This is a genomic window from Crocosphaera watsonii WH 8501 (assembly GCF_000167195.1).
In the GTDB taxonomy this organism is placed as follows: domain Bacteria; phylum Cyanobacteriota; class Cyanobacteriia; order Cyanobacteriales; family Microcystaceae; genus Crocosphaera; species Crocosphaera watsonii.
In genome coordinates, this window is record NZ_AADV02000123.1 from 1 (window position 1) to 12486 (window position 12486).

Annotated in this window: 7 protein-coding genes, 1 tRNA gene and 4 pseudogenes; 9 read left to right on the forward strand and 3 right to left on the reverse strand. The window is 34.6% G+C overall.

Annotated features, from left to right (window positions below):
• Positions 1–190: 190 nt before the first annotated feature.
• On the reverse strand, positions 191–448 hold the full coding sequence (locus CWATDRAFT_RS24505; RefSeq protein WP_007307538.1) for an ATP-binding protein: 258 nt from the start codon (positions 446–448) through the stop codon (positions 191–193).
• Between the two features lie 75 nt (positions 449–523).
• Between CWATDRAFT_RS24505 and CWATDRAFT_RS24510 the strand changes: the two are divergent.
• Positions 524–850 (forward strand): annotated as a pseudogene (locus CWATDRAFT_RS24510) (helix-turn-helix domain-containing protein); the annotation flags it as partial.
• A 120-nt stretch (positions 851–970) separates the two neighbouring features.
• On the opposite strand, the gene CWATDRAFT_RS24515 reads toward CWATDRAFT_RS24510, so the two are convergent.
• A complete protein-coding gene (locus CWATDRAFT_RS24515) occupies positions 971–2410 on the reverse strand; it encodes an NF041680 family putative transposase (protein WP_007307537.1) in 1440 nt (479 codons plus the stop codon).
• 79 nt (positions 2411–2489) lie between these two features.
• Between CWATDRAFT_RS24515 and CWATDRAFT_RS24520 the strand changes: the two genes are divergently transcribed.
• The 7 genes and pseudogenes from CWATDRAFT_RS24520 to CWATDRAFT_RS24565 all read left to right on the forward strand — a co-directional run bounded on the left by CWATDRAFT_RS24520 (position 2490) and on the right by CWATDRAFT_RS24565 (position 11021).
• Positions 2490–2885 (forward strand): hypothetical protein, encoded by a 396-nt coding sequence (locus tag CWATDRAFT_RS24520; protein WP_007303072.1) that lies wholly within the window; start codon positions 2490–2492, stop codon positions 2883–2885.
• Between the two features lie 172 nt (positions 2886–3057).
• Positions 3058–3468: an acyl carrier protein gene (locus tag CWATDRAFT_RS24525; RefSeq protein WP_007307527.1), complete on the forward strand. Its 411-nt coding sequence runs from the start codon at positions 3058–3060 to the stop codon at positions 3466–3468.
• 282 nt (positions 3469–3750) lie between these two features.
• Positions 3751–5377: pseudogene (locus CWATDRAFT_RS24530) on the forward strand (IS1634-like element ISCwa1 family transposase).
• A gap of 242 nt (positions 5378–5619) precedes the next feature.
• Positions 5620–6291 (forward strand): annotated as a pseudogene (locus CWATDRAFT_RS24540) (HNH endonuclease); the annotation flags it as partial.
• A gap of 76 nt (positions 6292–6367) precedes the next feature.
• Complete coding sequence (locus CWATDRAFT_RS24545; RefSeq protein ID WP_071905640.1) at positions 6368–7396, forward strand: IS701 family transposase; 1029 nt, start codon at positions 6368–6370, stop codon at positions 7394–7396.
• Between the two features lie 296 nt (positions 7397–7692).
• Positions 7693–9319: pseudogene (locus CWATDRAFT_RS32010) on the forward strand (IS1634-like element ISCwa1 family transposase).
• 1081 nt (positions 9320–10400) lie between these two features.
• The gene (locus CWATDRAFT_RS24565) at positions 10401–11021 is read left to right on the forward strand and encodes a Uma2 family endonuclease (protein ID WP_007307535.1); all 621 of its coding nucleotides are present in this window, start codon (positions 10401–10403) and stop codon (positions 11019–11021) included.
• Here CWATDRAFT_RS24565 and CWATDRAFT_RS24570 read toward each other — a convergent pair.
• A complete protein-coding gene (locus CWATDRAFT_RS24570; RefSeq protein WP_007307536.1) occupies positions 11018–11692 on the reverse strand; it encodes a Uma2 family endonuclease in 675 nt (224 codons plus the stop codon). The two genes, CWATDRAFT_RS24565 and CWATDRAFT_RS24570, sit on opposite strands and share 4 nt — an antisense overlap.
• Positions 11693–11955: 263 nt before the next feature.
• Here CWATDRAFT_RS24570 and CWATDRAFT_RS37660 point away from each other — a divergent pair.
• Positions 11956–12080, forward strand: a tRNA-OTHER gene (locus tag CWATDRAFT_RS37660).
• Positions 12081–12486: the final 406 nt, after the last annotated feature.

A 12486-nucleotide genomic window follows, 5' to 3' on the forward strand; every position in this document is an offset into this window, starting at 1 on the left:
TAGGTTTTTGTTTCCGGGTTATCCAAGTAATTAAGGGCTGGTTTTTCTTTGGGCAACTTTTGTAATTCCCGGAAGGACCAACCCGAGAAGAACCGGGGGGCTTTATCTTTGAAAATTTAGCCATAAATATGCCCTTCTAGGAATTAACTTTTGAATATGAAGAGGAGGATGCGGTTGCACCTTCCTTTTGTTAAATGGAAGGGTCTGGGATGTGTAAAGCAAAAAAAGTCCTTGACTTTCCCAACCGTAACATCTCCGTAGATAGGGGTAAAATTCCTGCTACTGGCAGTTGATAGGTTTCATGGACTTTATCCTTTAGAACACCAAAATCTATGTCAGGTAAAGCTTTATTCACCACTAACAACATTTTCGGCACTTCTAGTTCCTTGGCCACTTCCACAATAACCGCCGTTCCTAAATAGTCTTGCTGATCAGGTCGCAAAATCATCACCAAGGCACTAGTGCAGCTTGGCGAAAGTAATCCACCAGATTTTTACAGAAACTTTCGTGACTAGCCACGACAATGTGTTTCAATGAAACTAACGGAAGAATCTCGAAGTTGATGTCCATGATAAAAGCATTGCCAATTAACCTCTCCAACCTACAGAAAACAGTACTCCAACAAATAGTGAGAGGGACAACAAACCCCTATCGCCTTGTTAGACGAGCCAAGCTAATCTTAGCCGCAGCATCAGGAGAGAGCAATAGTTCGATTAGTCGAAGATTAGAATTAGACCGAGTACAAGTGCGTCAGTGGCGATCGCGATGGTTTGAGGAGAGAGAAAAACTGAGTGCCGCCGAAGAACAACAGGTAACGGAGAAAGCATTAATGGTCTTGATCATTGGACTTTGGACAAAAAAAGTTTGTTAGCGTATATTTTACGCTGAACTAAAATCCCAAAATATCGGCTCTGTATCAGTCAATAAAATTGGCTGACAAATAGGGCTAATCTATAGATTCTGAGGAAAACTAAGGAGCTTTTAAGTTTTCAGTTGATTTTTTGCTCCCTTTCTTGATAACATCATGACGAGTTCGTGGGGCTTTTTTGTAACCTTTAATACGTCCGGAAGAAAAACCTCGACGTTTGGGAAATTTGGCGAAAGTCCCCAAGGTCGTAATTATTCTTGAAAAGTCTCTTTGAACTAGACTAGGGGTGATTTTGATGGATTTATTAGTCTTCAAATACTGTTCCCAATCACGGGGTAAAACCACAGCTAATTTTCTGGCAGCCCACAAATTTACATAAGAAAGAAGTGTTAGTTTAAACCAATTTTCTTCATGATGTACATCGGGAGTTAAATAAGATGTCATCAATAATCTTTGTTTACCAAATCGAAAAAGATGTTCCATGTCATAACGTTGTCGATAACACTGATAACAATCAACTAAACTTAACTCATCGCGCCGAGAACCAATAACAATAAGCCACATAGGTTTCCAAATACTATTTCTTTCTTGAGCTCTGACAACAATCTGGAGTAAAGTAAAGGGGTGATTGTTCATTTTATAGTTTTTAGTTCCTCTCATTAACATCTGTTTCCATCCCGAAATAGTCACTGTTAATTGACGACCTTTTTTCGTTGTAAAGGGAACATGATGAACTTCATCAGGTTCAGTCCAAGTTTGGTCATCTTTAAGGTCAAATTTATCCCCATACCAACGGGGATGTCCCGAAGTTTTGGCTTGATTTGGGTCCCGAATAAATTGACGATAAAAAACTCGGTCACTTCTAACTCTTGTAATAGTAACTAGGTCTTCATGCTTAACTTGTTCCCCAATAAAATCCTTTTGGCTGTAGTCACTATCAGCCACTAAGACAGATAATTTATCAGAAAATAAAGAACTTTGCCAGATTTTTTTTAGTTGTTGATTGCCTTGATTTACTCCTTTATGTTTAGAGGGGACTCGCTCTCCTGATAAGGGGACAGCCCAAGGGACTTTTTCTGTGTCTATTTGGTCAGGTAAAGCGCAGACAACGGAATAACAATGTCCAATATTAATGGGTCTATTTCCCTTAATTGGATTGGGGTAATGAATAAAGGTTTTATCCGCTAACGTTTCGGCAAACCGTCGTGGACAGGGAGTTGTGTCAATACCAAATAAGTTATAATGTTTTGAAGTGGGAGGAATTGTTCTCGATACTGCTGAAAATAAAGTCTCAATTCTCTGTTCATAATTAGGGTCAGTTTGAGTGGGTAAAAACTCTTGAATTCCTCTATATAAACTGTTATAATCTCTTCTAAATAAAGGATTGAGAGACAATTCAACGACTGAGTGAGCTTGTTGGTTACTGGAGAGGGCATCGAGTAATTCTATAATAGTTTCTTTTCTAGCTTTTAGTCCTTGGAAGAGGTTAGACCTCCACACCAGGAATTCCTCGACAGACGTAGCCGTTTCATTTTTGGTCATTTTTAAAATTTATTACCTTATAAATTAGCGGAATATATACGCTAACATCAAAAGAGGTTGTTTGTTACAGTTAAGGCTAATGTCATCACATTCCGAACTTAAGACCAGTCAAGATGTCCACCTGAGAGCCAAACAAATTAAGAGTCTAATTCGCTCTCTTAAACAGAAAATAAAGAAAATTGAACGGGAAGGGGAAGTAGCACCAGCTAATTGTCATATTATTCGTTATCAGGTTAATGGAAAGGGAACAATCTACTGGTATTATAAACTACAGGCTGCTGAATCAATTTTTCCTATGGCCACTAATAATGAGAAAAAAACCAAATATAAATATTTAGGACGAGCCGGAAGTTCTGCTCATATTGATGCTGTAGAAAAACTCACTAGAAGAAATCTCATTGATGAATTAGAACGAGTCATTCAATCTCTAACTGAAAGCTACTTAGATATCTATATTGGAACCGAAACTGAATGAAGCTATTTAATATTTAAAATCCCCTAAAAAGATGGAAAGAGAGTTTTTAAAATCACCTTAATTCTCTATTTTAGCTCTGGAGATATGTTTAGCGTAAATTTTACGCTAACAATTGTTTTTTATCCAAAGTCCAATCAATTAGCTCATTCACCGATAAACGAGGATCCCTCTTATGCGAGTTCAAAGCTCCAGCTACAAGCTTGATGACCAAGCAACAGCTACTACACCAGTCGAAACTGTTCAAAATTGGCTGATTAAGCAGTTGGCTGAGCAGTTAAATCTCGACTCTGATAAAATCAAAATTACTGAACCCTTTACCCGTTATGGCCTTGATTCTATCGATGCTGTAACCTTGGTGGGTGACTTAGAAGACTGGTTAGATTTAGACTTACCAGATACTCTCTTCTGGGACCATCCCACCGTTGAAAAATCAGCCCAGTATTTAGCCGAAAATTACGATTTGGCTGATGCTGTGAGTAATATTGAATCAGAAGAAACTGAAACGGCACAACCCGTTAATCAAACTCAAGATACTGACAGTGATAAAAAAGGATGGGGCAATCTTTTTGGACGGTTCAAATAAAAAATAAACCATAAATGTCACCAGAGGGTTAGTCAAGGATAAAACCTAACTAACCCTAATTTTTTGATAGTCCAGAAAATACCGTAAACGCGAGTTAGGAGTTCAGAGTTCGGGGTGATGATTTTTTTAAAACTTTCCTTATATCCCAGATTCCGCACTTCAAAAAGTAGCATTAAATACTACAAGCCGGGGTTAATAATTAAGTATAATTGCTTAAGCTCTTGAAGACAAAAAAGTGGGATAATTGCTTAAGTTGTTTCCTCTGTAAAAAAAGAGCGAAAAATGTCTTATTTAGAAGAAATACAAGTTAAAAATTTAGACCATTTAGGGATAGTAGCTGGTTTAATTGATGAAATAGGAATAGTCAAAATAATTAATAATAAATTAGGAATAGATGTTAGAGAAAAAATCTCAGCAGGTACAGTAGTTAAGTCTATTTTAATCAATGGACTAGGATTTGTTTCAAGACCTCTATATTTATTCAGTCAGTTTTTTCAAGATAAAGCCATTGAGAAATTGTTAGGAGAAAGAATTAAACCTGATTACCTTAATGATGATAAAATTGGGAGAGTAATGGATGAATTATATAAATATGGACTAAATGATATTTTTATTGAAGTAGTTTTAGAAGTAATTAAAAAAATTAAAATAGACCTTAAATACTCCCATTTAGATTCCACATCATTTCATTTAGATGGAGAATATAAAAGGGAAGAAGATAAAGAGAAACAGGAAGAAGAAAAAATTATTAAAGAAAGACCAATTTTTATTAAGAAAGGATATTCTCGGGATCATAGACCAGACTTAAAACAATGTGTCTTGGATTTAATAACAAGCCAAGATGGAGATATTCCATTATTTGTGAGAGTAGGAGATGGAAATGAATCTGATAAAGCTGTATTTGGAAAAGTTTTAGTAGAATTCAAAAAGCAAATAAAGTTTGATAGTATCATGGTTTGTGATAGTGCTTTATATGGTCAAGAAAATCTCCAACTAATCCAACATTTAAAATGGATAACGAGAGTTCCAATGACCATAAAAAAAGCAAAAGAATTAGTGCAAAATATAGAGGTGGAAGAAGTAAAAGATGAAGATAAAGAAAAAAGAAGTGACCTAAATTTAGAAAGTTATACCTGGAAAGAAGAAATTGTTACTTATGGTGGAATCAAGCAAACTTGGTTAATAGTCTTGAGTGAAAAAAGACAGAAAAGTGATTTGGAAAAACTAGAAAAACAACTTTCCCAAGAAGAGAAGAAATCCCAAAAATTTCTTAAAGAAATACAATCTGAAGAATTTGAACATCCTCAAGCTGCTCGATATAAATTAAAAGCTATTAATAAAAAATTGAGATTGTTGGAAATAAAAGAAGTTGAACTGATTGAAACTTACTCGAAAAAAAAGGAAAAGATTTATAAAATGATTAGTCTGATCATCAAACAAAGATGAAGAGATAAGTAGAAAGACTAAAGAAGCAGGAAAATTTATTTTAGCAACTAACTTAGTAGAGGAAAATAAATTAGAAGCTAGTGAAATTCTGATAACTTATAAAAACCAGCAATCTACGGAAAGAGGATTTCGATTTTTGAAAGATCCCTTATTTTTTACTGATAGTTTCTTCGTTGAAAAACCAGAAAGAATAGAAAAAATGTTATTTTTAATGTCTTTGTGTTTGTTGATTTATAACTTGGGGCAAAGAGAATTAAGAAATTGTTTAAAAAGAGTCAAAAAAGGAATAAATAATCAAGTGGGGAAAGTAACATTGCGTCCGACTTTGAGGTGGATATTTCAATGTTTTCAAGGTATTCATTATGTGATTTTAAACGGAGTTAAACAAATTGTCAATTTAACAGAAGAAAGGCGTTTTATATTGAGTTTATTACCTGCATCTTGTCAAAGATATTATCTATAAATTGAATTGGATAAAGCAAAAATAATAAAAGAATAAGAGTCTAATGATATCAAATGAGAAGAGGAAACTCTCCTTCGTTTGTGCTGAGTCTTGCTAAGTTTTCAATGAGTATAAATCTTCTTAATTTGATTATTTTTCCTAAAAATTTAATGAAAAGAGAAATATTCTTGCCCAGGTATGATTTTCGGACTTTTTAAAACTATGTATTTTTTTATACTACATTTTGAAGTGCGGAATCTGGGTTAAAAAGTATCGAACATGACGGAAAAACCATTAAACCAGGTTTTGAGTTTCTTGGATTCAATGTCAGGTCATACCCTGTAGGAGAACACCACTCTGGTAGAACAGGGGGAAATAATTCCACAACAATTGGATTCAAAACGTTAATCAAACCTAGCAAAAAGAAAATACTAGCTCATCATGAGGCAATCAAAGAGGTTATCAAAGCCCATAAGAAAGCCCCACAATCAGCACTAATCGCAAGATTAAACCCCATTATAAGAGGATGGTGTAACTACTACCGAACTGTAACAAGCAAAGTAACGTTCGCATCCGAAGACTATTTACTATGGGAGATGCTTAGAGCACGGACAGTTAGCAGGAAAAAGAAAAAGACACCATTGATTAAAGCTCTCAGAAAATATTTCTCACACGGAAAACACGGATTTTGGACCTTCCAAACAACAGGAGCAATCCTCTACCATCATGCCGAAACGGAAATAAAGAGACATACACTGGTAAAGCCTGAAGCATCACCCTATGACGGAAATTGGACCTATTGGAGTAAAAGAAGGGGTACATATACTGGGACACCAACTAGAGTAGCAAAACTCTTAAAGAAACAAAAAGGTATATGTCCTCAATGTAAGCAACACTTTACACCTGATGACTTGATAGAAGTTGACCACATTATTAGGAGTTTCGCATTGACAAAAGAGCGTAAATATGCAGATGATGTTTTCAGGTGATCGCTAATGAAGGAGAAAAATCATAAGACTTCGGAGTAAACCATCAACAGCCCAATGTAATCTAGATCAATATACATACTTCTTGCTCTCAGAGCCAAAATACACAGGTTGCTGCCGTTTAGCTGAGATTTTAGAAATTTCTCGTCATAGCACCAATAGATTCTTACTAAGAGAGCAATATGAACCAATAGATTTATTTAGAGAAGTTCAAGGAAACCTTAATTTGATTGGAGGAGTGTTAAGTGGGGATGATACCGTTATTGAAAAACACTACTCTCAAGTAGGAAAAGCTCATTTAATCAACTATTATTGGTCAGGAAAACATCAAAAAGCCATCAAAGGAATTAACTTAATTACTTTGTATTATACTGACTATGATGGAAAATCAATGCCTATTAATTATCGCCTTTATGATCCTCTAGATAATAAAACAAAAAATGATTACTTAAGAGAGATGATCGTAGAAGTAATCAAGTGGGGGGTAAAACCTTCTACTATAACGACAGACTGTTGGTATTCTTCTAAAGAGAATTTAAGATTTTTTAGAGACAAAGAACTGAATTTTCAAGTAGGAATAGCCAAAAATAGACAAGTAAAAGTAGAAGGAGGTAAATATCAAAGAGTAGAGGAGTTGGAAATTCCTAATAATGGATTGATAGTAATTATCAAAAAATTCGGAAAAGTAAAAATATTTAAGAGGACTTTTAAACACGGAAGTTGTCGTTATTATGCTACTTTTCTATATGATGAATCTAAACTTATGGATTGGAAGCGCGATGATTTTAGAGAGTTACAAACTATTCATTGGGGAATAGAATGCTATCATAGAGCTTTAAAACAATTGTGTGGATTATCTAAGTTTCAAGTAAGAACGACAAAAGCTATTGTTACTCATATTTTCTGTTCTTTAAGAGCATTTTGTCAATTGGAACTGATGAGAATTAAAGCAACTATAGAGTCTTGGTATTCTCTCCAAAGAGAGCTTTCTTTAAAAGTGGCACGGGAGTTTATTTTAGAACAATTATCTCCCACTAATTCTTTGACAGCATAATTTTTATTTTCTGTCAATGCGAAACTTCTAAAATATTACTATAGCGTAACAGTTAATCACCTGATGTTTAAAGAGCGATCGCCTGTGTTCTGGAAAATCATACTATAGCGAAACAGTTAGAAACCTGATGTTTAAAGAGCGATCGCCAATCTTCTGACCCAGATTCCGCACTTCAAAAAGTAGCATTAAATACTACAAGCCTGGGGTTAATAATTAAGTATAATTGCTTAAGCTCTTGAAGACAAAAAAGTGGGATAATTGCTTAAGTTGTTTCCTCTGTAAAAAAAGAGCGAAAAATGTCTTATTTAGAAGAAATACAAGTTAAAAATTTAGACCATTTAGGGATAGTAGCTGGTTTAATTGATGAAATAGGAATAGTCAAAATAATTAATAATAAATTAGGAATAGATGTTAGAGAAAAAATCTCAGCAGGTACAGTAGTTAAGTCTATTTTAATCAATGGACTAGGATTTGTTTCAAGACCTCTATATTTATTCAGTCAGTTTTTTCAAGATAAAGCCATTGAGAAATTGTTAGGAGAAAGAATTAAACCTGATTACCTTAATGATGATAAAATTGGGAGAGTAATGGATGAATTATATAAATATGGACTAAATGATATTTTTATTGAAGTAGTTTTAGAAGTAATTAAAAAATTTAAAATAGACCTTAAATACTCCCATTTAGATTCCACATCATTTCATTTAGATGGAGAATATAAAAGGGAAGAAGATAAAGAGAAACAGGAAGAAGAAAAAATTATTAAAGAAAGACCAATTTTTATTAAGAAAGGATATTCTCGGGATCATAGACCAGACTTAAAACAATGTGTCTTGGATTTAATAACAAGCCAAGATGGAGATATTCCATTATTTGTGAGAGTAGGAGATGGAAATGAATCTGATAAAGCTGTATTTGGAAAAGTTTTAGTAGAATTCAAAAAGCAAATAAAGTTTGATAGTATCATGGTTTGTGATAGTGCTTTATATGGTCAAGAAAATCTCCAACTAATCCAACATTTAAAATGAATAACGAGAGTTCCAATGACCATAAAAAAAGCAAAAGAATTAGTGCAAAATATAGAGGTGGAAGAAGTAAAAGATGAAGATAAAGAAAAAAGAAGTGACCTAAATTTAGAAAGTTATACCTGGAAAGAAGAAATTGTTACTTATGGTGGAATCAAGCAAACTTGGTTAATAGTCTTGAGTGAAAAAAGACAGAAAAGTGATTTGGAAAAACTAGAGAAACAACTTTCCCAAGAAGAGAAGAAATCCCAAAAATTTCTTAAAGAAATACAATCTGAAGAATTTGAACATCCTCAAGCTGCTCGATATAAATTAAAAGCTATTAATAAAAAATTGAGATTGTTGGAAATAAAAGAAGTTGAACTGATTGAAACTTACTCGAAAAAAAAAGGAAAAGATTTATAAAATTATTAGTCTGATCATCAAAAAAGATGAAGAGATAAGTAGAAAGACTAAAGAAGCAGGAAAATTTATTTTAGCAACTAACTTAGTAGAGGAAAATAAATTAGAAGCTAGTGAAATTCTGATAACTTATAAAAACCAGCAATCTACGGAAAGAGGATTTCGATTTTTGAAAGATCCCTTATTTTTTACTGATAGTTTCTTCGTTGAAAAACCAGAAAGAATAGAAACAATGTTATTTTTAATGTCTTTGTGTTTGTTGATTTATAACTTGGGGCAAAGAGAATTAAGAAATTGTTTAAAAAGAGTCAAAAAAGGAATAAATAATCAAGTAGGGAAAGTAACATTGCGTCCGACTTTGAGGTGGATATTTCAATGTTTTCAAGGTATTCATTATGTGATTTTAAACGGAGTTAAACAAATTGTCAATTTAACAGAAGAAAGGCGTTTTATATTGAGTTTATTATCTGCATATTGTCAAAGATATTATCTATAAATTGAATTGGATAAAGCAAAAATAATAAAAGAATAAGAGTCTAATGATATCAAATGAGAATAGGAAACTCTCCTTCGTTTGTGCTGAGTCTTGCTAAGTTTTCAATGAGTATAAATCTTCTTAATTTGATTATTTTTCCTAAAAATTTAATGAAAAGAGAAATATTCTTGCCCAGGTATGATTTTCGGACTTTTTAAAACTATGTATTTTTTTATACTACATTTTGAAGTGCGGAATCTGGGTTAATCGTTTTCTATTTGCCTCGAAGCAATTACGCTTCGTCCTACCCGACTCTAGAGAGTTCCGCATCTCGTCAAGCCTACCCAGGTCTCGACTATTTCCTGGGACTCTAGAATCGTTTTTATTCGTTCCGTCCGATGATTGATTGTCCCTTTAGATGGAACCATTTTGACTATCAGAAACCCTTGGTTAAATCAGTCACAACAAAAAATGCTGATGGGTTTATTCTCTGATGAGGTCAGGGGGATACTATTCTTTCTGCTTTCCTGCCTATGTTTAAGTCACTTTTCTAGGTTCTATTTCATCATGAGGACTCCTGTAACGCCAGTGTCACCAGCAGTCGGTGTCTGATTGCGTCCTGATTCCAGCTTCACTCTGTAGGATTCCGAGCCTACTCGGTGTGGACAGGTTTTGAGTCAACCGTAACCTTCGGTGGGAGGACTTGCACCTCCATCAATCGGACAGTTATCATCTAGCTTGGGGAGCTAGAAGCCTTAGTTTATAAGCCTTTGGAGGCTATTTCCCTAAGAACGAATCGCACTCTGTTTAACATTTAAAAAATTGTAGGGTGTATTAGCGTAGCGTAATGCACAAAAAAAATTATAGTTTATCTAACACACCTGGATGTTGAAAAATGGTGGGTTACGACGGACTATTATTTTCTTGTTATAACTTCAATTATAGCCGTCTAACCCACCCTACTACTACTTAAATGGTGAAGATATTATTCGAGGGTTTACCCTACAATTATCAATCTTATTTTAATCACATTTTCGTAGGGGTCAATGGCCCTTGACCCCTAATTATATAATATAGATAATGTTTGTTTAATTTATTTTCTATGACTACCACCCAAACCATTCCTAAACTTCTTAGTTTTGATGACTATATTAACAATTATCCAGATAATGGTAAACGATATCAATTAATCGAGGGAAAATTAGTAGAAATGATGCGACCGATAGGAAAACATGAAGAAATTGGCGGATTTGTTGCCCTTGAGTTAGGCTTAGAAATTAGAAGGTTAAATTTGCCTTACTTTACCCCTAATACTGCTGCTATTAAAGCTAAAAAAGCAAATACTGGTTATGTTCCTGATCTCATTGTTTTGGATAGAGAAAATTTAGTTAATGATCCTTATTGGGAAAAAGCATCATCGAGTTCTTTGGGAACATCTGCTAAATTAGTGATAGAAATTGTTAGTTCTAATTGGCGTGATGATTATTTGAAAAAGTTTGATGATTATGAAGCTTTGGGAATAGAAGAATATTGGATTATTGATTATTTAGCTAAGGGAGCAACCCGATATATCGGCACACCAAAAGAACCAAGAATCTCAATTTATCAGTTAATCGATGGAGAATATCACCCTAGTTTATTTAAGGGAGAAGAAAGTCTCATTTCTCGGGTTTTTCCTGAATTAGTATTGACAGCTAATCAAGTTTTTCAATCTGCCAATTAAATGTCTTCTGGATTAATACCCAATTCCCTTAATTTTGCTGCTAATTTTTCAGCCCTTTGTTTTTCATTTTCAGCCCTTTGCCGTTCTCTTTCAGCCCGTTTTCGTTCTTCTGTATAACTAGAAAAAGGATCTCCATCAGGATAGTAAATAATTAATTCTGGTTCTGCTAACTGAAAACGAATTCCTAAACGGGGACTAACCCAATTATCAATTTTTTCAATAACTTCTAATCTTTCTTCGTGTTTAATTAACCCACTAAAATCATTTTTATTTGGGTCATAAATATAATATTCTTCTACTCCATGATGTTCATAAAATAGCAATTTTCGGTTCATTTCTGCTTGAGTATTTCCTGGAGAAAGTATCTCAAAAACAACTTGAGGAGCAATATTATCCTCCTTCCACTGTTGATAAGAACCTCGATCGCCTTTGGGACGACCAAACACCACCATAATATCAGGTGCTTGTCTTTTCTTATTATCACCCTCCAGAGGATACCAAAGCAAATCTCCTGCTACAAATACTTGGTCATTTTCGGCAAATAAACAGTCTAAATTAGCTTTAATCGTAGAAATCCAACGAAATTGTCCCGTATTATCCGCCATAGGATTCCCGTCGCTGTCAGGATAAATAATTTCTGGTTTATTGGTGTTATCTACTTGTGCAACCATAGAACAAATGATTAACTCTTGAAAGCCCTTCTTCTGACTTTAGCACATACAACGCGATCGCCTAACCATAATTCACGCACTACAAAAATAGGACAAACTACAATAATTGTGTTACAATACTACAAGACAAGGCAGGAAGGTTCCTTGTTTGCTCCTTGCCCAATCAGTCCGAAAAATGAGGATTATCGTAGGTAATGATGCTGAAAGGTGTTAGAGGGTTCCAATCCCTCTCCTGCCGTCTTTTTTCAGACATAGTTAACCACGACGGAGGAGCTTCGATTGGTAGAAGCGTTTAGATAAAAAATCCTTGTTCATTCCTTGCTTTTTAAGCCGAAGAATGAGGGTTATCGGGACTAAAATGTTAGGGGTTCGAGTCCCCTCTCCGTCATCAACCTGAGTTCGGAGTTCGGAGTTCGGAGGGCGGCTACGCCGTGCTACGCAGCGGAGTTGGAGTTTTTCCCTGAGATAATCAGGGTTTAAGACTTTTGATGTAAATCAGTTGTCTATAAATTTCCTTATGTCGAACTCANGTCATCAGAACAATTTTGGCAAAACCCTTGACACTTTTTGTAATATGAAATAAAAATGTAAATGTAGTTGATTATGAAATGAGAAAGTCCGAATGGATAACCTCTTAAACATCCTTGTTCACCCTTTGCCAAAAAGGCCCAAGAATGAGGGTTATCTAAAAACCAAAACGGTGGGGAGCCAAATCCCCCTCCGTCCCCCTTGGGGAAATATTTTAACCGAAAAAAAACTTTATCCTTTTCCCCCCTTGCCCTTGGGGCCAAAAA